Origin of the sequence: Chachezhania antarctica, from assembly GCF_003646465.1 — a bacterium.
In the GTDB taxonomy this organism is placed as follows: Bacteria; Pseudomonadota; Alphaproteobacteria; order Rhodobacterales; family Rhodobacteraceae; genus Chachezhania; species Chachezhania antarctica.
The window spans coordinates 94,691-116,857 of the sequence record NZ_QZEX01000004.1 but is presented as its reverse complement, the minus strand read 5'-3'; the positions used below and the strand labels follow the sequence as shown (position 1 = coordinate 116,857).

Genomic DNA, 22,167 nt, shown 5'->3' with positions numbered 1-22,167 from the left:
CCCTAAACTTGGGGATAAGGGGAATTGCTTGTGGATGGATATGGGGGCAGGCACAATATGCCGCATTAAGCAGCAGCAAAACTCCGGCGCCGCGATCGGCGGGTCGGGGCCGGGAAACTCATGTGGGGGAACGGGATGGCCGGGCGGGCTACGCGCCCCGGCCCAACCGCAGAACCCGTCGGCGCCCTGCGCGGGGCGCCGACGGTCCGGCATTCAGGCCAGCAGTAATCCGCTTACTTGCTTTCCAGCGCGGCGATGCGCGCTTCCAGCGCGGCGTTTTCTTCGCGCGCCTTCTGGGCCATGGCGCGCACGGCGTCGAATTCCTCGCGCGTGACCAGGTCACGGTCGGCCAGCCAGCGGTCGAGCATCGACTTCATGGCCGTCTCGGCCTCGTCGCGCGCGCCCTGGGCCACGCCCATCGCGTTGGTCATCAGGTGGGATATGTCGTCAAAGATCTTGCTGCGGGTTTGCATGGGTCATCTCTCTGTCGCTTTGCACCCTATATGGGCAGGCAGGGCCGCGCGGGCAAGGTTGACTTCGCCGCGGGACCGAAGGCAATGACTGGCGCCATGCAAGCTGTGATCCAATTTCCCGATATCTCGCCCGAGCTGTTCACGATCTCTGCCTTCGGGATGGAGTTCGCGCTGCGCTGGTACGCGCTGGCCTATATCGCCGGCATCGCCATCGCGTGGCGCATGGCCGTGGGCGCGGTGAAGCGCCCGGCGCTCTGGCCCGGCGACACGCCGCCCATGAGCCCCCGGCAGATCGAGGAATTGCTGACCTGGATCATCCTGGGCGTGATCATCGGCGGGCGGCTGGGCTTCGTGCTGTTCTACCAGCCGGGCTTCTATCTGGAGAACCCGGGCTTGATCCTGCAGATCTGGCAAGGCGGCATGGCGTTTCACGGCGGGCTTCTGGGCGTGATCGTGGCCTCGTGGCTTTACACGTGGCGGCAAGGCATCCCGCAACTGTCCGCCGCCGACATGATCGCCTTCACCGTGCCGCCCGGGCTGTTCCTTGGCCGCATGGCCAATTTCATCAATGCCGAGCTTTGGGGCCGCCCCAGCGATCTCCCCTGGGCCGTCGTCTTCCCCGGCTACTACGCGCAGGACTGCGCCGGGATCGTGCCGGGCTACTGCGCGCGTCACCCGTCGCAACTCTATGAAGCGGCACTGGAAGGCCTGATCCTTGGCGCCGTGCTCTTGTGGCTGGTCTATCGCCGCAACGGGTTCCGCTGTCCCGGGCTCGTCAGCGGCACGTTCTTCGCGGGCTACGGCATCGCGCGCTTCATCGTCGAATTCTTCCGGCAACCGGATGCGCAATTCGTCGAGCCCGGCAATCCGCTGGGACTGGCCTTCCATGTCGACGGCGTGGGCCTGACCATGGGGCAGACCCTGTCGCTGCCGATGATCGCGCTTGGTCTGTGGCTGGCCATCCGCGCGAGGCGCCGCGCGGTCGTGGCGCCATGACGCTGGAAGACCGGCTGATATCAAGGATCCGCGCCACCGGGCCGATGAAGGTGGCCGATTACATGGCCGAATGCCTGTGGCACCCGGAATTCGGCTACTACAGCATGCGCGATCCGCTGGGGGCCGCGGGCGATTTCACCACCGCCCCCGAGATCAGCCAGATGTTCGGTGAACTGATCGGCCTGGCCCTTGCGCAGGCTTGGATGGATCAGCGCTGCCCCTCCCCCTTCGTGCTGGCGGAACTGGGCCCCGGGCGCGGGACGCTGATGGCCGACCTGCTGCGCGCCACGAAAGGTGTTCCCGGGTTTCACGACGCGGCGACGGTGGCACTTGTCGAAGCCTCTGGTCCCCTGCGGAAAGCGCAGGCCGCGGCGCTGAAGGGGCACGCTCCCGTCTGGTGCAACACGGCAGGCGACCTGCCCGACGGCCCGCTGTTCCTGATCGCCAACGAATTCTTCGATGCCCTGCCCATCCGCCAGTTTCAGCGTGGGCCCAGCGGCTGGCACGAACGGCTGATCGCGGCGGGGCCGGACGGCCTGCATTTCGCGCTGGGGCCCGAGGCGCCGCAACATGCGCTGGCGGATCGGCTGGCCGACACGCGCGACGGCGACGTGGTCGAGATCTGCGAACCCGCCACCCCGATCATGGCCGAGGTCGCCCACCGCATCGGCCAGCACGGCGGCGCGGCGCTGATCATCGATTATGGCGGCTGGCATTCGCTGAGCGACACGCTGCAGGCGCTGCGCGATCACAAGGATTGCCCGCCCCTCGACACGCCGGGCGACGCCGATCTGACGGCCCATGTCGATTTCGAACCGCTGGCTTCTATCGCGTCCGAGGCCGGCTGCCACCCCGCCCCGCTGACCCCGCAGGGCGTGTTCCTTGAACGGCTGGGCATCACGGCGCGTGCGCAGGCATTGGCCCGCGGGTTGCAGGGTTCGGCGCTGGAAACTCATATCGCCGCGCATCGCAGGTTGACGCACCCCGATGAAATGGGAAACCTGTTCCAGGTGCTGGGCCTGACCCCGGGCGGAGCAGCGCCAATTGCAGGAACCGGCACATGAGCCAGGCGACACTCGACATCATCACCTCGGACAGTCTGGCCCCCGTCCGGCACGGCTTCTTTTCCCGCCGCGGCGGGGCATCGTCGGGGATCTTCGCCGGGCTGAACTGCGGGCAGGGATCGTCCGACCAGTCGCAGGCCGTGTCGATGAATCGCGCGCGCGTGGCCGGCGCCATGGGGCTGGACCCCGACGCGCTGATCGGCCTGCACCAGGTCCATTCGCCCGACGTGATCACGGTGACGGAACCGCTGCCGGAGAAGCCCAAGGCAGACGGGATGGTGACCAACGTGCCCGGCCTCGCGCTGTCCGTGCTGGCGGCCGATTGTCAGCCGGTTCTCTTCGCGGATGCCGAGGCCGGCGTGATCGGGGCCGCCCATGCGGGCTGGCGGGGTGCCCTGGGCGGCGTGCTGGAATCCACCGTGGCTGCGATGGAAGCACTTGGCGCCAACCGCGCCAACATCGCCGCCGTGATCGGGCCCAGCATAAGCCAGCGCGCCTACGAGGTCGGGCCGGAGTTCTTCGAGGATTTCATGGTCGAAGATCCCGAATACGCCCGTTTCTTCGCAAATGGCGAAAGCGACCGGATGATGTTCGATCTTCCGGGCTTCGGGCTCTATCGCTTGCGGCAGGCGGGCGTGGGCTCGGCCGAATGGACCCGGCACTGCACCTATTCCGATCCCGAAAGGTTCTTTTCCTTCCGCCGCACGACCCATGCGGGCGAGGCGGATTACGGGCGCATGATCTCGTGCATCCGGCTCTAGCCGTATCGCCTCAGGCGCTGCGGCTCAGCCGGTCTTCCAGCACTTCGAACGGCACGCCCGGATCGTCCTTGGCGGTGCGGATCACCAGCGATGTCTTGACGCTGGCGACGTTGGGCGTGGACAGCAGATCGTCGGTCAGGAAGATCTGAAAGCTCGACAGGTCGGGCGCCACGCACTTGATGATGAAATCGACCTCGCCGTTCAGCATGTGACATTCGCGGACCAGCGACCAATGGCGGCAGCGCTCCTCGAACGCCGACAGTTCCGTCTGCGCCTGGCTTTCCAGTCCGACCATCACGAAGACCTGAACCTCGAATCCCAGCTCGCGCGAATTCACGTCGGCATGGTAGCCGCGGATCAGGCCCTGTTCTTCCAGGGTGCGCACCCGGCGCAGGCAAGGCGGGGCTGATATGCCAACGCGTTTGGCCAATTCGACATTGGTCATCCGCCCATCGGCCTGCAGTTCGGAAAGAATCTTGCGGTCGATCGGATCCAGACGGGCGTCGGGCATTCAGTGCTCTCCAGCAATTTGCGTTTCTTATAACAGGGACACCGAAACGCGCAATAATATTTCGCCGCGGCGCAACATTGCGCAGCATGTTCCGTGCTTTTTGCAGAAGTCCGGTTAACCCTTCAAGTCCCGTAGTGACAGGGCTATATCCGGTGTCCGGCAGGATCGTCTCCCCTGCCGCAGCGTAAGGAGCAGCCCCACATGTCCGACCCCCGCCACGTCAAGGTCCTGATCATCGGTTCCGGCCCGGCAGGCTATACTGCCGCCGTCTATGCATCGCGCGCGATGCTGGAGCCCGTGCTGATCCAGGGCATCGAACCGGGCGGTCAGCTGACCACCACAACCGAGGTCGAGAACTGGCCCGGCGACAGCGAGGTGCAGGGCCCCGACCTGATGGTGCGCATGGAAGAACATGCCCGCGCCATGGGGACCGAGATCGTCAGCGACATCATCACCGATCTGGACCTGTCCGAACGCCCGTTCACGGCCACGGCCGACAGCGGCGCCGTCTACAAGGCTGACGCGGTGATCCTTGCCACCGGCGCCCGCGCCAAGTGGCTGGGCATTCCGTCCGAGGAGAAGTTCAAGGGCTTCGGCGTCTCGGCCTGCGCCACCTGCGATGGCTTCTTCTACCGCGGGCAGGAGATCGTGGTGATCGGCGGCGGCAACACCGCCGTCGAGGAAGCGCTCTTCCTGACCAACTTCGCGTCGAAGGTCACGCTGGTCCACCGCCGCAACGAATTGCGCGCGGAAAAGATCCTGATCGACCGTCTGATGAAGAACCCCAAGATCGAACCGCTGTGGCACCACGTGCTGGAAGAAGTCGTGGGCACCGACAGCCCGCTGGGGGTCGAGTCGGTGAAGGTCCGCCATGTCGATACCGGCGTGGTGTCCGAGATCCCGACCAAGGGCGTTTTCGTGGCCATCGGCCATGCGCCGTCCAACGAACTGGTCATCGATCAGCTGGAAACCCACATGGGCGGCTATGTCGTCACCCAGCCCGACAGCACCGCCACGTCGATCCCCGGCGTCTTTGCCGCGGGCGACCTGACCGACCACAAGTACCGCCAGGCCGTGACCAGCGCCGGCATGGGATGCATGGCAGCCCTTGAGGCAGAACGCTTTCTGGCCGAAAACGAATAGGCCGGTGCCCTGCCCTTCTCCAGGAACCGGCGAGGGGCAGGTATGGGAGAGCGGCCCGTGACGGCACTCTGGCGCGGAAGCTGGGCGACACGGGCGCGCATTGCCTCGGGGCTGGTGCTGTTCGCCTTCGCGCTGACCCATTTCCTGAACATCGGGCTGGGCCTGTTTTCGGCCGAGCTGATGGCGCAAATGCAGGATTGGCGCGTGGCCGTCACCCGATTTCCGCCGGTCACCGCGCTTCTGATACTTGCGATTCTGGTGCACGCGGGCCTTGCGCTGATGAAGGTGGCGCAGAAGCGCAGCCTTCGGATGGCGGCCGCCGATTGGGTGCAGCTTGTACTGGGCTTCCTGATCCCGTTTTTCCTGATCGCGCACGTGGTGCACACCCACGTGGCGCATGTGCTTTACGACGTCGATGACAGCTTCGCCTTCCTGATCCGGCTGGTGTGGGGCACCACAAGCGGGCTGCAGCAGTGCCTGCTGCTGCTGATCGTCTGGACGCATGCCTGCATCGGCCTGCACATGTGGCTGCGGCTGACGCGCTGGTGGGCCCGCTGGACGCCCGTCCTGTCGGGCGTGGCCGTCCTGATCCCGGCCTACGCGCTGACGGGCTACCTTGTCGAAGGCCGCCGCATCGTTGCCGCAACCAGCGACCCGGAGACGTTTCAATCCTTCGCCGCGTCGGTGAACTGGCCCGACGGCGCGGCTTTCACGCGTCTCGCCCAGATCTCGGACCGGGCGTTGATCGTGTTCCTTTGCCTGCTGGCGGCCGCCATGTGCTGGAACATCCTGCGCCGGATCATCGCCGGGCGGTCGTCGATCCGGGTGCATTATATCGACGGGCCCGACGTGCATGCACAGAAGGGAATGACACTTCTGGCGATGTCGAAGGTGAACAACGTGCCCCATACCGCGCTGTGCGGCGGCCGGGGCCGGTGTTCCACCTGCCGGGTGATCGTCGAGACCGGGGGCGAAGACCTGCCACCGCCGGAGCCGGGCGAATTGCGGACGCTGCGCGCGGTCCGTGCGCCGCCCAATGCGCGGCTGGCCTGCCAGATCCGGCCCATGTCCGACCTGACCGTCTTCCGCGTCTTCCAGCCCGACGGGCGCCGTGGCCGCGCCCATGCCAGCCAGGGCGAAGAACGACGGCTGGCGATCCTGTTTCTCGACATGCGCGGCTTCACCGCCCGCACCTCGGGGCAATTGCCCTATGACGTCGTCTTCCTGCTGAACCGGTTCTTCGATGCCGTCGTCCCCCCGATCCAGCGCGTGGGCGGCACCGTCGACAAGTACCTGGGCGACGGTTTCCTTGCGGTGTTCGAAACCGCCGATGCCGAAAGCTCGGCCCGCGCGGCGCTGGAGGCGATCCGCCAGATCGGCTCCGCGCTCGACGGGTTCAACGAGGCGCTGAAGGTGCACGGCGACCCCGAGATCAAGATCGGTGTGGGCGTGCACCTGGGCCTTCTGGTGCTGGGCGAGATCGGGGCGGCAGGCAACGCGCCCCGCACCCTGATCGGCGACACCGTCAATACTGCCAGCCGGCTGGAAGCGCAGACCAAGGTCGAAGAGGTCGAGCTTCTGATTTCGGACGACGTCCTGACCGCCGCGGGCATCGACACCAGCGGCCTGCCGCTTCAGGACTTCGACCTCCGGGGGCTGGACACGCCGCTGCGCGCGCTGGCCGTGCCGCAGTGCAGCAATCTGGACGCAAATCTGGCGATTGACGCCCGGAATGAGGAATAATTTCCGAGAATCTTGGAACCCAGCCTTCGCAGTGGCAGCATTTTTGACACTTCAGGCAGGACAAAAGCACGCATTCGTGGCCTTTCCCGCCTCCCGTGCTGGACATATGCGCGACGAGAGGTCTAAGGCACACTTGGCCGCGTCTCGACCCACCGGCCGCTACGTAACATGCATTTATCGAGAGACGTAATGACTATGCTGAGCAATCTGGCCCCGGTACCCGAACTATATGTTTCCTACGATTCCGCGCAGAAACTGAAGGTCGAGGCTGCAAGCCTGAAAAGCCATGATCTGTCTCCGCGCCAGATTTGCGACCTCGAACTGCTGATGAACGGCGGCTTCGCCCCGCTCAAAGGCTTCCTGACGGAAGACGATTACAACGGCGTCGTCGACAACATGCGCACCGCCGACGGTTCGCTGTGGCCGATCCCGATCACGCTGGACGTGACCCAGGAATTCGCCGACAGCCTCGAGCTGGGCGAAGACATCGCGCTGCGCGACCGTGAAGGCGTGATCCTGGCCACCATGACCGTGACCGACCGCTGGACGCCGGACAAGTCGAAGGAAGCCGAAAAGGTCTTCGGTGCGGACGATGAAAAGCACCCGGCCGTCTACTACCTGAAGCACCAGGCCGGCCCGGTCTACCTGGGTGGCCCGGTTGTCGGCATCCAGCCGCCCGTGCACTACGATTTCCGCGGCCGCCGCGACACGCCCAACGAACTGCGCAGCTACTTCCGCAAGCTGGGCTGGCGTCGCGTCGTTGCGTTCCAGACGCGCAACCCGCTGCACCGCGCGCACCAGGAACTGACCTTCCGCGCCGCCAAGGAAGCGCAGGCCAACCTGCTGATCCACCCCGTTGTCGGCATGACCAAGCCGGGCGATGTCGATCACTTCACCCGCGTGCGCTGCTACGAGGCGGTGCTGGACAAGTACCCGGCATCCACGACCACCATGTCGCTCCTGCCGCTTGCCATGCGCATGGCCGGCCCGCGCGAGGCCGTGTGGCACGGTCTGATCCGCAAGAACTACGGCGTGACCCACTTCATCGTCGGCCGCGACCATGCCGGCCCCGGCTCCAACAGCCAGGGCGAAGATTTCTACGGCCCCTACGACGCACAGGACCTCTTCCGCGAGCATCAGGAAGAAATGGGCATCGAAATGGTCGACTTCAAACACATGGTTTATGTGCAGGAGCGCGCCCAGTACGAACCCAATGACGAGATCGAGGACAAGGACAACGTCACGATCCTGAACATCTCGGGCACCGAGCTGCGCCGCCGTCTGGCGGAAGGCCTGGAGATCCCGGAATGGTTCTCGTTCCCCGAAGTCGTGACCGAACTGCGCCGCACCAAGCCGCCGCGCGCGCAGCAGGGCTTCACCGTCTTCCTCACCGGCTTCTCGGGTTCGGGCAAGTCGACCATCGCCAACGCGCTGATGGTCAAGCTGATGGAAATGGGCGGCCGCCCGGTGACGCTGCTCGATGGTGACATCGTGCGGAAGAACCTCAGCTCGGAACTCGGCTTCTCGAAAGAGCACCGCGATCTGAACATCCGCCGCATCGGCTATGTCGCCTCCGAGATCACCAAGAACGGCGGGATCGCGATCTGTGCGCCCATCGCGCCCTACGCAACCACCCGCCGCGCCGTGCGCGAGGATATCGAATCCTACGGTGCCTTCGTGGAAGTGCACGTCGCCACCTCGATCGAGGAATGCGAACGCCGTGACCGCAAGGGCCTCTACAAGCTGGCCCGCGAAGGCAAGATCAAGGAATTCACCGGGATCTCGGACCCCTACGACGTGCCGGAGAACCCGGAACTGCGTCTGGAGACCGAAAACGTGGACGTCGACAACTGCGCCCACCAGATCGTGCTGAAGCTGGAATCCATGGGCCTGATCGGCGCCAGCCTGAACTCCTGATCCTGATCTGATCACCAACTGATCTGATCGCTATCTGATTTGAACCGCCCCGGCCCTGCGTCGGGGCGGTTTCTTTTATTCGGCGCGCGTCTCGGCTAAGTCACGTCTCGGTACCATCACGGGCGGGACGACATGAAACTGGCAAGCTTCTGGCATTCGGGCCGCATCCACAACCTGGGCGCGCTGTGCCTTGCCTCGTGGCTGGAAAACGGGTTCGAGGTCGATCTTTATGCCTTCGAGCCGCCCGAAAACGTGCCCGATGGCGTGACGGTGAAGGACGCCGAACCGGTCCTGTCGGCGGCCTATGTCGACCGGTTGAAGCCGATCCTCCACGCCCACCGCGCCGGCCCGCAATCCATCGCCAATTTCAGCGACCTGTTCCGCATCCGCATGATGGAGCTGGACCTGGGCCTGTGGCTCGACACCGATATCCTGCTGTTCCGCCCGTTCGACGTAGACTCGTCAAAGCCCTTCTTCGCGTGGGAGGACAGCCACCGCATCGGCTCGCCCGTGTTCTACCTGCCGAAGGACAGCCCGATGATCGCGGATTACAACCGTGTCTACGACGATCCCGACCTTATGCCCCATTGGCTGGGCTGGCGCCGCCGGGTGCTGAAGCCGCTGGTCTGGCGGTTGCAGGGCAAGGCGTTTTCCCCCCGCGATCTGGGCATCACGATCTATGGCAACGACGCGTTCACGCAGCTTGCCAAGACGCATGGGCTGACGAAATACGCGCTTGGGACCAAGCCGTTCTACATCTGGAACGGGAAGGAAACCGAACGTTTCTACGACCCGGCAGAGCCTTCACGGATCGACGAGGATCCGGAGGTGCTGGGCCTGCATGTCCATCACAAGATCAACATTCACAGGCGCCCGCCCGAAGGCAGCCTGTTTGCCCGCGCACTGGCGCGGTACGAACACAGGCTGCCGGCCGATATCGTGTGGGAGGACGCCGTTTAGCGGCGTCAGTGCACCGTCACGGGTGAAAAGTCGTGCTGGCGGGCCAGGTCGAACGCCAGGTTGCGGTCGGCGACAAGCGCCAGCTGCTGGCCTTCGGCATCGTGCACGGCATAAACCCGGTCAAGGTCCTGCATCTGCGATTGCACTTCGTCCGGCAGGTCTTTCGCGTCCACGGCTTTCACGTAGACGATAGCCTTGCCGCCGGCATTGAAATCGAATGGCGTATTCATGGCTTACCCCTTCCTGATATTGATCGTCTGAACGACGGGTTCCGGCACGGCGCGGGTCAGATCGACATGAAGAAGACCGTTCTCGATCACTGCTTCGCCCACTTCGACGCCATCGGCCAGCACGAAACTGCGCTGGAACTGACGGGCGGCGATGCCGCGATGCAGGAAGATCCGGCCTTCGCTGTCATCGGTCTGCCGTCCCCGGATCACCAGCTGGCGGTCCTCGACGACGATCGACAAGTCGCTTTCGGAAAAGCCGGCAACCGCCAGCGTGATCCGATAGGAATGATCCGAGGTCTGTTCGATATTGAACGGCGGATACCCTTCGTTGCCGGTCTTGGCCGTGCGTTCAAGCAGCCGTTCCAGCTGTTCGAAGCCAAGCAGGTGCGGATACGCGCCCAAGGTAAGTTTCGACACCTTTTTCGTCCTTCATGTCCAAAGCGACGGTTGGCACGGTCCCGTTTCGGCAACCGCGCTTGTGTTAATATGGGTAGAAATCATGTCGGTCACAAGGGCTAGGCGGAACCGGGTTCGCCAAGTATCATGTCCCTTACCGAAATCGCTTCACCGTTCTTGCCGAGGATTGGAATGAACGCTCCGACAGATCTATCGATGAAGACGGACGATGTGCTGGCCGTGGAACTGGAAGTGTTCCGCCGACAGCACCGCGATCTTGACGAGGCCATCATGGCGCTGACCGAACGCGGCACGGCCGACCAGCTGACGGTGCGCCGCCTGAAAAAGCAGAAGCTGGCGCTGAAGGACAGGATCGCCCTGATCGAAGACCGGCTGACCCCCGATATCATCGCCTGATCCCCGTCCTCCCATTGCGCCGCTGCCGCATTTGCCGTAAGCGAACCGCCTGATTTTACCCGAGCGAGTGACGTGTATGGCCAATCCGGACGTAGGGATCATCATGGGCAGCCAGTCCGACTGGCCGACCATGCGGGAAGCCGCGCGCATGCTCGACGAACTGGGCGTGTCCTACGAATCCCGCATCGTGTCCGCCCACCGCACGCCCGACCGGCTGTGGGAATACGGTAAGACCGCCGCCTCGCGCGGGTTGAAGGTGATCATCGCCGGCGCCGGCGGGGCCGCGCATCTGCCGGGCATGATGGCATCCAAAACCCGCGTGCCCGTGATCGGTGTGCCTGTGCAGACGAAAGCGCTGTCCGGCGTCGATTCGCTTTATTCCATCGTCCAGATGCCCCGCGGCTTTCCCGTGGCCACCATGGCCATCGGGGCCGCCGGTGCCGCCAATGCCGGGTTGATGGCCGCCGGAATCCTTGCGATCAGCGATCCCGCCCTGGCCGAACGGCTGGACGCGTGGCGCGATGCGCTGTCGGCCTCGATCCCCGAGACACCGCAAGATGACTGAGCCGCTCCCCCAAGGCGCCGTGATCGGCATTCTGGGCGGTGGCCAGCTGGGCCGCATGCTGTCGGTCGCCGCCTCCCGTCTGGGCTATCGCTGCCATATCTTCGAACCCTCGGCCAACCCGCCCGCGGGCCACGTGGCCGACAAGGTCACGACGGCGTCCTATGCCGACACCGACGCGCTGAGGGCCTTCGCCAAAGCCGTCGACGTCATCACCTACGAATTCGAAAACATCCCGACCCAGTCGCTGGACCTGCTGGAAACGCTCCGCCCCATCCGTCCGGGGCGCGAGGCGCTGCGCGTCAGCCAGGACCGGCTGGTCGAAAAGACTTTCCTGAAGGATCTGGGCCTCTCCACCGCGCCCTTCGCCGACATCGCGTCGACCGCCGACATGGACGCCGCGATGGAGAGCATCGGCGCCCCCGCCATCCTGAAGACCCGCCGCTTCGGCTATGACGGCAAGGGCCAGGCACGGATCACCGATCCGGCACAGGCGGCCGATGCACTGGCCGCCCTTGATGGCGCCGCGGCGATCCTCGAAGGCTTCGTCGATTTCGACCGCGAGATCTCGGTCATCGCCGCCCGCGGGCTCGACGGCTCCGTCGCTTGCTATGACCCGGGCGAGAACGTCCACAGCGACGGCATCCTGCGCACCACCACCGTTCCGGCCACGCTCAGCCCCGCGCTCCGCACCGATGCGGTGCTGCTGGCCGCGCGCATCCTCAACGCGCTCGATTATGTCGGCGTGATGGGGGTGGAGCTCTTCGTGACCAAATCCGGCCTCGTCGTGAACGAAATCGCGCCGCGGGTCCATAACTCTGGCCACTGGACGCAGAACGGCTGCGCCGTGGACCAGTTCGAACAGCACATCCGCGCCGTGGCGGGGCTGCCCTTGGGCGACGGCCAGCGCCATGCCGATGTGGTTATGGAGAACCTGATCGGCGAAGACATGGCCCGCGTGCCCGACCTGCTGACCGCGCCCGACACCGGCGTGCACCTATACGGCAAGGCCGAGACGCGGCCCGGCCGCAAGATGGGCCACGTGAACCGGATCGTGCGCGGCTAGGCCAGGAAGCGCGTCGCCAGTTCCCCCGACAGGTAGCTGACCTGCCCGCCGGCAATCGTCCCACACACGCGGCGGGTTTTGGGATCGACGATGGTGATATCCGCCCGCAGCCCGGCCCGCAGGCTGCCTCGGTCGTCCAGCCCCAGTGCCTTCGCAGGACCGGAGGAAAGAAGCCCCCAAGCGTGCTCGAACGAGCAGACGCCCCTGTCGGCCAGCATGAACGCCGCCCGGCGCATGGACGGGTAGTGGTAGTCCGATGCCAACGCATTGACGATTCCCGCCGCCACAAGGTCATCAACCCCTACGTTCCCTTTATGTGACCCGCCCCGCACCACGTTAGGAGACCCCCCGACAACCGTGCCGCCACTGTCCATCGCGGCCTGAGCGGCCTCCATCGTCTCCGGGAACTCCGATATCTGCGCCCCGCGGGACGCCCACAGCGCCCGGTCGGCAGCCGTGTGTTCGTCATGACTGCCCAACCGGACCCCCGCTGCGGCCAGCGTGGCCATCAGCGCCTCCACAGCCTCCGGGATCTGCAGGCCGTAACCGTGCAACTTCTGCAGCAAGGCCCAATGATCCTCCGGGTTCCGGCCCGCTTTCAGCGCCTGCCCGGTCAGCTGCTTCGGGCGACGGCCTTCGGCCAGACGGTCGTGCTGCAGGTGGTCGTTGAAGACGACGTAGGGCACCTCCCACCCGGCGATCTTCTCGGGCAGGCCGGGGTAGTCGTCCAGCATGTTGAACTCGAACCGCAGCTGCGGGATCAGGTCGGACGGCACGGCGCGCTTCACGCGCTTGATCGCTTCGAACACGGTGCCCGCGAATTCGGGGCCGCGCAGGCCGCCTTCCCACGAATAGAACTGCGCCAGCACGGCGGTCGTCACCCCGGCGGCGGCAAGCTCGGCCTCGGCCGCGACGATCCCGTCATCGACATTCGTGTTGGCCCCGCGCCGCGGCGCGACATGGCGTTCGAACGCGTCGCCGTGCATGTCGACCATCCCGGGCAGGACCCAGAAGCCCGACAGATCCACCGCCCGGCCCACCGGCGCATCCACGATCAGGCCATCCGCGATCGACAGCGTTCCGGGCGCCATCCCGGCGCCGTCGGGCAGAAGAATCGGGGCACGGGTCAGGTCCAGGGCAAGCGCAGTCATCGGCATAAGGTCCATCCGGGGGCGTTGGCGGTGCCATACCCAAGGCAGCAGGCAAGAGCTACCCAAAGAAAAGGGGCGCCCCGAAGGACGCCCCTGAAATGGTGCTGGATCGGCTCAACCGTGGCGGCGTGTCTTGCCGGGGAACAGCCACGCGATGATGCCGCCGATGCCCACAAGGAACAGCGCCATGTAGAACAGCCAGCCCACGAACGGGATGGCAAAGATCAGCCCGGCGATCAGCGCACCGACAAAGGCCGACAGCGCGCGGTCCTTGAAATCCGCCGGTTCGCCCTTGCCCGCGAAGGCCAGCAGCCGCACGCCCAGCGCATAGGCGCCCACGACGTGACCCAGGAAGGCCGCAAGGAACGCCAGGACGATGACGGCGGGCAGCAGCAGGATGCCGATCAGCGTCATGACCAGCAGCACGCCGCCGCCGATGATGGTGCTTTCCGCAATGAAGCCCCGGATGAAGGCGCGGCCCGGCTGGTTGACGATGGCCCGGCGCATCTTGGCCATGCTGTCGGGCATGAAGCCCGCGATCAACGCCGCGATAACGGCAATGGTCAGAACCCCGCCAAGGAAGGACAGGACAACCGACGCCGTGGACGGCAGCACATCCGACGCCCCGGGCATGCTGTCCTCATCCAGCGGCACGCTTTCGACATCGCCGCGATCCCGCAGGCGTTCGGGCAGGTGCACATCGCCCGGGTCCTCTTCGTGCAGGGTCACCTTGCCGGTCACCTCTCCATCCGGCCCGAAATCGAGCGTCCGCCCCCCGAAGACCAGATCGCCCGAGACCACGCCGTTGATCGTCAGCGTTTCGGCAAAGACCATCGCGTAACCGCCGATATCGCCCTGAAGCACGACCTCGCTGCCGGTCGCGCGGACGTTGCCCGCGACATTGCCTTCGATGTCGACATTCATGGCCATCGTGGTGACGTTGCCGGCCACGTCGCCCGCCACGGTCACGTACTGGCCCGCGGCATAGACGTCCTGCCCGACCGCGCCCTCGACCGTGACCCGCCGCGCGAAGATATGCGCCCCGCCCGTGATGTCGGCGGTGGAAACGGCGGTTTCGCCGAACAGGAAGATGTCTGCCTTCCCGGTCTGGGACTGGTCGATGGACGACCCCGCCTCGAACACGTCGCTGCCGATGTCATAGATCTTCGGCGCGTCGTCATCGTCCTGCGCCAGGGCCGCCGTGCCCAGAACGCCTGCTAACAGAATACCTAAGAATACACGCATATCGTCGTCCCCCAGAACGGTTTGCACCATGAATGGATGCCCTTACCATTGCCGCCCTGCCCCCCGTGACGCAAGCCGAACCTTTGCCGCGGGTGCACAACGACGGCGCCCGCAAGGGGGGACCGCGCAAAAGAAAAGGGAGCCCGAAGGCTCCCTTTCCCGGATCTCTGGAGTGCAGAGCAGCTTACATCATGCCGCCCATGCCGCCCATGCCACCCATGTCAGGCATGCCGCCGCCGGCGCCGGACTCCTTTGCCGGGAGGTCCGCCACCATAGCCTCCGTCGTGATCAGGAGGCCGGCGATGGAAGATGCGTCTTCCAGGGCGGTCCGAACGACTTTGGCCGGGTCGATGACACCGAAGGCAAACATGTCGCCATATTCGCCGGTCTGAGCGTTGTAGCCGAACTTCACGTCGTCCGATTCACGGATCTTGCCGGCAACGACGGACCCGTCGACGCCTGCGTTTTCCGCGATCTGACGCAGCGGAGCTTCCAGCGCGATGCGCACGATCGCGATACCGCGGTCCTGATCGGCGTTCACGCCTGTCACGCCGTCCAGCGCCTTCGCACCCTGGATCAGGGCAACGCCGCCGCCAACGACAACGCCTTCCTGCACAGCAGCGCGGGTCGCGTTCAGGGCGTCGTCGACACGGTCCTTACGCTCTTTCACTTCCACTTCGGTCATGCCGCCCACGCGGATGACGGCAACGCCGCCCGCCAGCTTGGCAACACGTTCCTGCAGCTTCTCGCGGTCGTAGTCGGACGTGGTTTCTTCGATCTGGTTGCGGATCTGGGCCACGCGGGCTTCGATCTCGGACTTTTCGCCAGCGCCGTCGACGACGGTGGTTTCGTCCTTGGTGATCGAGACCTTCTTGGCGGTGCCAAGCATGTCCATGGTCACCGATTCCAGCTTCATGCCCAGATCTTCCGAGATCACCTGGCCGCCGGTCAGGATAGCAAGATCCTGCAGCATGGCCTTGCGGCGATCGCCGAAGCCCGGTGCTTTCACGGCTGCGATCTTCAGGCCGCCGCGCAGCTTGTTGACCACGAGGGTCGCCAGCGCTTCGCCTTCGACATCTTCAGCAATGATCAGCAGGGGTTTCTGCGACTGGATCACCTGTTCCAGCAGCGGAACCATCGGCTGCAGCGACGAGAGTTTCTTCTCGTGCAGCAGGATCAGGCAGTCTTCCAGCTCGACGGTCATCTTGTCGGCGTTGGTCACGAAGTACGGCGACAGGTAGCCGCGGTCGAACTGCATGCCTTCGACGACATCGGTCTCGGTTTCCAGACCTTTGTTCTCTTCGACGGTGATGACGCCGTCGTTGCCGACTTTCTGCATCGCGTCGGCGATCTGCTGGCCGATGGCTTCTTCGCCGTTGGCCGAGATGGTGCCGACCTGTGCCACTTCGGCCGAATCGTTGACTTCACGCGAAGCCGCCTTGATCGCTTCGACGACCTTCAGGGTCGCCAGATCGATGCCGCGCTTCAGATCCATCGGGTTCATGCCAGCCGCAACGGCTTTCATGCCCTCTTTCACGATGGCCTGGGCCAGCACGGTGGCGGTGGTGGTACCGTCGCCGGCTTCGTCATTGGTGCGGGAAGCAACTTCCTTCACCATCTGCGCGCCCATGTTCTCGAACTTGTCTTCCAGTTCGATTTCCTTGGCAACCGACACACCGTCCTTGGTGATGCGCGGGGCGCCGAAGGATTTGTCGATCACGACGTTCCGGCCCTTGGGGCCCAGCGTGACCTTGACCGCGTCGGCCAGGATGTTCACGCCTTTCAGCATGCGATTGCGCGCATCTGTGTTGAACTTGACGTCTTTAGCAGCCATGTTCCGTTCTCCTGTTATGTCTGGGATCTATCAAACGAAGCGAGGCGTTCAGGCTGCTTTCGCAGCTTTCGCGTCACCCATGATGCCCAGAATGTCGCTTTCCTTCATGATCAACAGCTCTTCGCCGTCGATCGTGACTTCGGTGCCCGACCATTTGCCGAACAGGACGCGGTCGCCCGGCTTGACGGCCATGTCGATCAGCTCGCCCGAATCCTTGCGCGCACCTGCGCCGCAAGCCACGACTTCGCCTTCCGAAGGCTTTTCTTTTGCGCTATCGGGGATGATCAGACCACCAGAGGTCTTTTCTTCGCTTTCCACGCGGCGCACGAGCACCCGGTCATGAAGCGGAGTAAATGCCATCTTTGCAGCTCCTTAAGGCTCAAAGTTTCTCCCTAGGTCCCGGTTTGGCCCCGGGAATTAGCACTCACACCCGGTGAGTGATAACGAGCCGTAAGTAGGGAGATGGCATCCGTCTGTCAACGATTCAGTTCGCAAAATTTTTTCCGACCGCGGACGTTAGCCTTTTCGGGCCTCGCTGGGGACGGGACCGTTAACCTGTGTTAACGTGGGGACTGATTTCACCAGTGAAACCGGTCCCATGAACGAACTTGCCCTTGCAGCGATCTATTGCGTGCTCATGCTCGGCGGCGAAACCGAGCAGCGTCACACCTACAGCGTTGCCGACGAAACCCGCCACATCGTGATCGACTGCGAAACACCCACGCAGGTGGTCGAGGTCGGCTGGGACAATCGCGGCGCGCTCGACAGTATCCAGCAGGCCCTTTTCGCGGCCGAGCTCAGCGGCAAGGCGCCCGCGATCCTGCTGATCGACACCGATGGGCGCATCGGCCCGTACGAGACCCGCATCCGCACCGTCGCCAAGCGCACCGGTGTCGAGTTCAAGACAATCGAGATGGACCGCCTGATCCGCTGGCAGATGACAAGCTGGCTGCGGGAAAGGCGGCTTTCCGGGCCGGGCAGCGAAAACACCGAACCCGGGTTCTGACGGAGGAGCAATGGCGAACCGGATCACAAGTGATCCGGGGGGCTGCGTTTTCAGTGTCCGTCCAGGATTCGGAGTATTCAGGTTGCATCGTCCCAACTGTAGGCCCAGTGCTTCAGCCCGTCGCGACCCACGTCGGTGATCCCGTAGATCCCCTTTTCCACCCGTTCGAACCAGCCATAGTGGTTGTCGGCCATGACCCGCGTCGCCGCCTTCACGCCCGTGGCCTTCGCCACGACGGCGCCCTTGGTCGGCCCCGCCTCCACCAGATGCGCCGCGCAGCGCAACGCGTCCTGCCGGTAGGCCGTGACGATCCCGTGCCGCGTGGCGCCGCCTGCGTTGGGATCGCCCTCCAGCCGTTCGAACTCGCGCAACAACCGCGCCGCCTTCACCTTCGACTTCCGCGGCGCATAGGGTCCCGGATCGCACTGCACCTCGGTCCGGCCGTCCGCCAGCACCGTGATCAGCCCCAGCCCCAGCCGCCGGCACAATGCGATGTTGTCCTTCAACGCCCGCCGCGCAGTCCTTCCCTTGGGCTTCGGCACGGCGATATACACCAGTTCCGTCACCTTCAGCCGCTCGACCGCCTGATGGTACAGCGCCAGCGCAAAGCCGCGCTTCAGCTCTACGATCACCGGATCTTCAGTACCGCGGCACGCCATCACGTCGGCGGCGCCGACCTCTCCCTTCACGACATAGCCCTGCCGTTCCAGAAGGGCCTTGACCGGGGCATAGAGATCCTGTTCGCGCATGGCCCGGGATCCTAACGGCAAAGCCCCGCCCGTCCAGTGGGCCCGCACCGAACCAGGCCAGCCGGTCGCGTCTATTTGACACCGCCAGCGCCCAAGCGCGCCGCGTGACAAGGTGATACCCCGCTCCTATAACGCGCCAAATTTCCGCATGTGCGAATAGGACCTCTGCCATGACCACTCTCATTCTGGGCCACAAATCGCCCGACACCGATTCCACCGGCTCGCCCATCATCTGGGCCTGGTACCTGAACAACGTGAAGAACGTGCCGGCCAAGCCCGTGCTGCTGGGCGAGCCCAACACCGAAGCCGCCTTCATGCTGAGCCACTGGGAGCTCGACAAGCCCGAGATCGTCTCGGACGTCGCCGCCGACACGCCCGTCGTGATCGTCGACACCAACAACCCGGCCGAACTGCCCGCCGGCATCAACGATGCCGACATCCAGGGCATCATCGACCACCACAAGCTGGTCGGCGGGCTGGAAACCAAGGGCCCGATCGACATCACGATCAAGCCCGTCGCCTGCACCGCCACGATCATGTACGATCTGATCGGCGACGCCTATGCCGACATGCCCAAAGCCGTGAAAGGCGCGATGCTCACCTGCATCCTGTCCGACACGCTGGCCTTCCGCTCGCCCACCACGACGGACCACGACACCGCCGTCGCGAAAAAGATCGCAGGCGATCTGGGCGTCGATATCGATGCCTACGCGTCGGACATGTTCGCTGCCAAGTCGGACGTCTCGGCCTTCTCCGAAGCCGAACTGATCCGGATGGACAGCAAGGAATACGAAGTCGGCGGCAAGAAATTCCGCGTCTCCGTGCTGGAAACCACGTCGCCCCAGACGGTGCTGTCCCGCAAGGAAGCGCTGATCGCCGCGATGCCCACCGTTGCCAACGAAGACGGCGTCGATGACGTGCTTCTGTTCGTGGTCGACATCCTGCGCGAGGAAGCCACCCTGCTGATCCCGGGCGAACTGACCAAGACCGTGGCCGAGAAAAGCTTCGGCGCCAGCGTCACCGGCGACGAAGTCGTCCTGCCGGGCGTCGTCAGCCGCAAGAAGCAGATCGTCCCTGTCCTGACGCTCTGATTACGGGCCGCGCCGGTCCGTCCGGCAGTCCCTTCGATCCCGAACGTGCCCGTCCTTCGGGCACGTTTCGCTGAACCAACGGTTCAGACCCGACACCGCGACACGCCACGAAAGCCCATCCCGACCTGGCCCCGCCTTCGGGCCGGCAAGGAGGATCGCGCCAGCGATCCGACGGGGGTGGGCGGGCGGGCCGGCCCGAAGGCGGGGCCCGGCGTTGGGCCGGTCCTCAGGTCGCGCGCCCCAAAGGCGCCACCACGACGCCCGATGCTTCCAGTCCCGAACGGACCGCGCGGGCCAGCTCCACCGCTTCCGGCGTATCGCCATGGACGCAGATCGTGTCGATCGAGGCTTCGATCTGGACACCCTTGTCCGTCATGATCGCATCCGCCTTCACCATCTCGACCATCCGTGCCGCGGCAATCTCGGGATCGTGGATCACCGCGCCCGGATCGCGCCGGTCCACCAGCAGCCCGTCCTCGCGATAGGCGCGGTCGGCAAAGATCTCGCCCGCCCAGGCGCAACCAAGGTCGCGCGCGGCCTGCTCCATCGGGGTCGCCGCCAGCACCATGATCACGATATCCGGATCGACAGACAGCGCCGCATCGAACAGCCCCTTGGCCATCTCGATATCTTCGCAGGCCATGTTCGAAAGCGCCCCGTGCAGCTTCAGATGCCGCACCTCGGCGCCCACGGCCTTCGCCATGCCGATCGACGCCGCAAGCTGGTACCGCACCCAGTTCTTCAGCGTCGCCATCGGCACGTCCATGCGGCGGCGCCCGAAGCCCTGCACATCCCGGAACCCGGGGTGCGAGCCGATGCCCACCCCGTTCAGATGCGCCGTGCTCATGACATGGGCCATCACGTCCGGATCGCCCGCATGAAACCCGCAGGCGATATTGGCCGAGGTCACGATCTCCAGAAGCGCCGCATCATCGCCCATTGTCCACGCGCCAAAGCTTTCGCCCATGTCCGCATTCAGATCGACCGTTCGTGTCATGTCGCGTCCCCCGTGTTGAAGCCTGTATCGTAGCCCCATGTCTGGTCGTCGGGCGCGGAAACCGCGCCGCCCACCAAGCGATAGGCCAGAAGATCGGGAATGTCGTGCACATCCCGCACCAGTGGCCGCACCTTGCCGGGCAGCGTCTTCAGATGCGCGCGGCGCGCCGACTCGATCTCCAGCGCCGTGTCCATCCCCACGAACCGGAACCGGATCTCCGCCCCCGGCGGCGTCTGCGCCACTTTCGGCAGATCAGACGGGATCACCGTCCCGATCCGGGGATAGCCCCCGGTCGTCTGGCTTTCCGGCAGCAGCACATAGGGCTGCCCCGACCCGGTCATCTGGATATCGCCGGGCACGATCACCTCCGACAGGATATCAAGCTGGCCCGAGGCCGAAAACCCGTCGCCCTCCGACAGCATCTCCACCCCCATCCGGTTGGCGCGACCGCCGCGCTTGAATGCCGTCGCCTCGAACCGCGCCAGAGTTTTGTCATCGAACAGCGCCGTCTGCAGACTGGCTACAACGCGGACCTCCCCGCCGAAAAAGCGGTCGTCCACGTCCAGCACCAGCCCGGACTTGCCCGCAGCCCCGGCCCCGGCTGCCAGCCGCGCGCCGCGCTCCACCGGTTTGCCCAGACCGGCCGCCAGATGCGCGGCACGGGCGCCCAGAACGGGCGCGGCATCGATCCCGCCCGCCAGGTGCAGGTAGCCATAGACGCCCGCCTTTGCCCCGCCGATCTGCAGGATCTGCCCGGCCGAGACGGCGTGCGAGGCGTTCCACGCAATCGGCCGGTCTTCCAGCGTAGCCATCATCGGCGCGCCGGTCAGGGCGATCCGCAGATCGCCTTCCGCTTGAAACTTGCCCCCGGTCGCGGGCATCTCCAGCGCGGCAAGGTCGGCCCCCTGCCCCAGCAAGGCCGCCCCTTCCGCCAGCGCCAGCAGATCCGCCGCCCCGCTGGGCGACAGGCCCTGATCGCGGTAGCCGGGACGGCCTTGGTCCTGAATGGTCGCGGCGGGGCCGATGGATTGAACGATCAGGGCCGGTGTCATGCGATATCCTCGACCCGTGCGCCGCCCATGCCGTCTGCATTGTCCGCGCGGATAGTTTCCAGATCTTCGGGCGTTATCGGCTCGAACCGCATCTCATCCCCCGGCAGCAGCGCAAAGGGCGCGTCCGCCTCGGGCCGGAACCCGCGGAAGGCCGTCTGGCCGACATGACGCCAGCCGGTGGGCGTTTCGGCGGTGAAGACGATCACCTGCCGGATCGCCAGCACCAGCGCACCTTCGGGCACGCGCGGCGTCACGGCCTTCAGCCGCGGAATGTCCCACGCGGATTTCAGCGGCCCCATGTAGGGCTGCCCCGGCGCGAAGCCGATGGTCAGGACGCGCACGCGCGACGACGTCAGATCCTCGATCGCCTCGGCCTCGCTCATCCCCGCCTCGGACGCGGCCTCCGCCAGTTGCGGCGCAAGCTCGGTGCCGAAGACCGTCGGCACGGTCCATAGCCTGCGGCCCTCCGGCAGATCCGCCTCCATCCAGTCCTGCTCGGCCAGCAGGTCCTGCAACCGATCCTGCAACGCGTCATGCGACAGCGCGAGCGGGTCGAACCGCAGGTAGACCGACGTCAAAGTCGTCGCTGTCTCGAAAATATAGTCCACCCCGGACCTATCCACCGCGGCGCGGAACGCCAGCGCGGCCCGGTTGGCGCGGTCTTCCAGCACCGGCGCGAAGGTCACCAGCATGCCGTCGATGCCGACGGTCCTGATCTTCGGAAATGTGTCGCCGGTCCCGTCCGCCATGGTCCGCCCCCTGTTTCAGGGGCCGACTCTGCGTCCCCTCCGGCGCAGAGACAA

The 22,167-nt window shown here is 65.2% G+C and carries 24 protein-coding genes; 12 read left to right on the top strand and 12 right to left on the bottom strand.

Annotated features, from left to right (window positions below; genetic code table 11):
- Window positions 1–233: 233 nt before the first annotated feature.
- On the bottom strand, window positions 234–473 hold the full coding sequence (locus D4754_RS09615) for an accessory factor UbiK family protein (RefSeq protein WP_121062914.1): 240 nt from the start codon (window positions 471–473) through the stop codon (window positions 234–236).
- Between the two features lie 96 nt (window positions 474–569).
- Between D4754_RS09615 and lgt the strand changes: the two genes are divergently transcribed.
- From lgt to pgeF, 3 genes are read left to right on the top strand one after another with little or no spacing between them, the layout of a single operon-like run.
- Window positions 570–1,469, top strand: a complete 900-nt coding sequence (lgt, locus tag D4754_RS09610; protein ID WP_121062912.1) for a prolipoprotein diacylglyceryl transferase — start codon at window positions 570–572, stop codon at window positions 1,467–1,469.
- On the top strand, window positions 1,466–2,533 hold the full coding sequence (locus D4754_RS09605) for a class I SAM-dependent methyltransferase (protein WP_121063383.1): 1,068 nt from the start codon (window positions 1,466–1,468) through the stop codon (window positions 2,531–2,533). Before lgt ends, D4754_RS09605 begins: the two co-directional genes overlap by 4 nt.
- Window positions 2,530–3,294, top strand: coding sequence for a peptidoglycan editing factor PgeF (gene pgeF, locus D4754_RS09600; protein WP_121062910.1), 765 nt, complete (start codon window positions 2,530–2,532; stop codon window positions 3,292–3,294). The genes D4754_RS09605 and pgeF overlap by 4 nt, the downstream gene beginning before the upstream one ends.
- 10 nt (window positions 3,295–3,304) lie before the next feature.
- On the opposite strand, the gene D4754_RS09595 is transcribed toward pgeF, so the two are convergent.
- On the bottom strand, window positions 3,305–3,805 hold the full coding sequence (locus D4754_RS09595; protein WP_121062909.1) for an Lrp/AsnC family transcriptional regulator: 501 nt from the start codon (window positions 3,803–3,805) through the stop codon (window positions 3,305–3,307).
- Window positions 3,806–4,006: 201 nt separating this feature from the next.
- Here D4754_RS09595 and trxB point away from each other — a divergent pair, with 201 nt between their 5' ends.
- The 4 genes from trxB to D4754_RS09575 all read left to right on the top strand — a co-directional run bounded on the left by trxB (window position 4,007) and on the right by D4754_RS09575 (window position 9,568).
- Window positions 4,007–4,948, top strand: coding sequence for a thioredoxin-disulfide reductase (trxB, locus tag D4754_RS09590; protein ID WP_121062906.1), 942 nt, complete (start codon window positions 4,007–4,009; stop codon window positions 4,946–4,948).
- A 57-nt stretch (window positions 4,949–5,005) separates the two neighbouring features.
- Window positions 5,006–6,691, top strand: a complete 1,686-nt coding sequence (locus D4754_RS09585; RefSeq protein ID WP_240453824.1) for an adenylate/guanylate cyclase domain-containing protein — start codon at window positions 5,006–5,008, stop codon at window positions 6,689–6,691.
- Window positions 6,692–6,880: 189 nt separating this feature from the next.
- Window positions 6,881–8,608, top strand: a complete 1,728-nt coding sequence (locus D4754_RS09580; protein WP_121062902.1) for a bifunctional sulfate adenylyltransferase/adenylylsulfate kinase — start codon at window positions 6,881–6,883, stop codon at window positions 8,606–8,608.
- Window positions 8,609–8,740: 132 nt separating this feature from the next.
- Window positions 8,741–9,568 carry a hypothetical protein gene (locus tag D4754_RS09575; RefSeq protein ID WP_121062900.1) on the top strand — a complete coding sequence of 276 codons (828 nt, stop codon included), beginning with the start codon at window positions 8,741–8,743 and terminating at the stop codon, window positions 9,566–9,568.
- Window positions 9,569–9,573: 5 nt separating this feature from the next.
- Here the strand turns inward: D4754_RS09575 and D4754_RS09570 are convergent, their stop codons facing one another.
- The gene (locus tag D4754_RS09570) at window positions 9,574–9,798 is read right to left on the bottom strand and encodes a DUF1150 family protein (protein ID WP_121062898.1); all 225 of its coding nucleotides are present in this window, start codon (window positions 9,796–9,798) and stop codon (window positions 9,574–9,576) included.
- A 3-nt stretch (window positions 9,799–9,801) separates the two neighbouring features.
- Window positions 9,802–10,215 carry an Hsp20 family protein gene (locus tag D4754_RS09565; protein ID WP_121062896.1) on the bottom strand — a complete coding sequence of 138 codons (414 nt, stop codon included), beginning with the start codon at window positions 10,213–10,215 and terminating at the stop codon, window positions 9,802–9,804.
- Window positions 10,216–10,386: 171 nt separating this feature from the next.
- Here D4754_RS09565 and D4754_RS09560 point away from each other — a divergent pair, with 171 nt between their 5' ends.
- From D4754_RS09560 to D4754_RS09550, 3 genes are all read left to right on the top strand, one after another.
- Window positions 10,387–10,611 (top strand): YdcH family protein, encoded by a 225-nt coding sequence (locus D4754_RS09560; RefSeq protein WP_121062894.1) that lies wholly within the window; start codon window positions 10,387–10,389, stop codon window positions 10,609–10,611.
- Window positions 10,612–10,687: 76 nt separating this feature from the next.
- Window positions 10,688–11,176, top strand: coding sequence for a 5-(carboxyamino)imidazole ribonucleotide mutase (gene purE, locus D4754_RS09555; RefSeq protein WP_121062892.1), 489 nt, complete (start codon window positions 10,688–10,690; stop codon window positions 11,174–11,176).
- Complete coding sequence (locus D4754_RS09550) at window positions 11,169–12,239, top strand: 5-(carboxyamino)imidazole ribonucleotide synthase (protein WP_121062890.1); 1,071 nt, start codon at window positions 11,169–11,171, stop codon at window positions 12,237–12,239. Before purE ends, D4754_RS09550 begins: the two co-directional genes overlap by 8 nt.
- Here the strand turns inward: D4754_RS09550 and D4754_RS09545 are convergent.
- From D4754_RS09545 to D4754_RS09530, 4 genes are all read right to left on the bottom strand, one after another.
- A complete protein-coding gene (locus D4754_RS09545) occupies window positions 12,236–13,390 on the bottom strand; it encodes an alpha-D-ribose 1-methylphosphonate 5-triphosphate diphosphatase (protein WP_121063381.1) in 1,155 nt (384 codons plus the stop codon). The genes D4754_RS09550 and D4754_RS09545 overlap by 4 nt on opposite strands.
- 114 nt (window positions 13,391–13,504) lie before the next feature.
- A complete protein-coding gene (locus D4754_RS09540; RefSeq protein ID WP_163025863.1) occupies window positions 13,505–14,635 on the bottom strand; it encodes a polymer-forming cytoskeletal protein in 1,131 nt (376 codons plus the stop codon).
- A 184-nt stretch (window positions 14,636–14,819) separates the two neighbouring features.
- A complete protein-coding gene (groL, locus tag D4754_RS09535) occupies window positions 14,820–16,469 on the bottom strand; it encodes a chaperonin GroEL (RefSeq protein ID WP_121062887.1) in 1,650 nt (549 codons plus the stop codon).
- A gap of 48 nt (window positions 16,470–16,517) precedes the next feature.
- A complete protein-coding gene (locus D4754_RS09530; RefSeq protein WP_121062885.1) occupies window positions 16,518–16,829 on the bottom strand; it encodes a co-chaperone GroES in 312 nt (103 codons plus the stop codon).
- A 238-nt stretch (window positions 16,830–17,067) separates the two neighbouring features.
- Here D4754_RS09530 and D4754_RS09525 point away from each other — a divergent pair, with 238 nt between their 5' ends.
- Window positions 17,068–17,475: a hypothetical protein gene (locus D4754_RS09525; RefSeq protein ID WP_121062883.1), complete on the top strand. Its 408-nt coding sequence runs from the start codon at window positions 17,068–17,070 to the stop codon at window positions 17,473–17,475.
- 77 nt (window positions 17,476–17,552) lie between these two features.
- Here the strand turns inward: D4754_RS09525 and D4754_RS09520 are convergent, their stop codons facing one another.
- Entirely contained in the window at window positions 17,553–18,224 is a 672-nt protein-coding gene (locus tag D4754_RS09520; RefSeq protein ID WP_121062881.1) for a DUF2161 domain-containing phosphodiesterase, read from the bottom strand.
- 170 nt (window positions 18,225–18,394) lie between these two features.
- On the opposite strand from D4754_RS09520, the gene D4754_RS09515 reads away from it, so the two are divergent.
- On the top strand, window positions 18,395–19,315 hold the full coding sequence (locus D4754_RS09515) for a manganese-dependent inorganic pyrophosphatase (protein ID WP_121062879.1): 921 nt from the start codon (window positions 18,395–18,397) through the stop codon (window positions 19,313–19,315).
- Window positions 19,316–19,541: 226 nt separating this feature from the next.
- Here the strand turns inward: D4754_RS09515 and D4754_RS09510 are convergent, their stop codons facing one another.
- From D4754_RS09510 to D4754_RS09500, 3 genes are read right to left on the bottom strand one after another with little or no spacing between them, the layout of a single operon-like run.
- Window positions 19,542–20,312 (bottom strand): LamB/YcsF family protein, encoded by a 771-nt coding sequence (locus tag D4754_RS09510; RefSeq protein ID WP_121062877.1) that lies wholly within the window; start codon window positions 20,310–20,312, stop codon window positions 19,542–19,544.
- The gene (locus D4754_RS09505; RefSeq protein WP_121062874.1) at window positions 20,309–21,364 is read right to left on the bottom strand and encodes a 5-oxoprolinase subunit C family protein; all 1,056 of its coding nucleotides are present in this window, start codon (window positions 21,362–21,364) and stop codon (window positions 20,309–20,311) included. Before D4754_RS09505 ends, D4754_RS09510 begins: the two co-directional genes overlap by 4 nt.
- Window positions 21,361–22,113: a 5-oxoprolinase subunit B family protein gene (locus tag D4754_RS09500; RefSeq protein WP_121062872.1), complete on the bottom strand. Its 753-nt coding sequence runs from the start codon at window positions 22,111–22,113 to the stop codon at window positions 21,361–21,363. Before D4754_RS09500 ends, D4754_RS09505 begins: the two co-directional genes overlap by 4 nt.
- Window positions 22,114–22,167 lie beyond the last annotated feature (54 nt).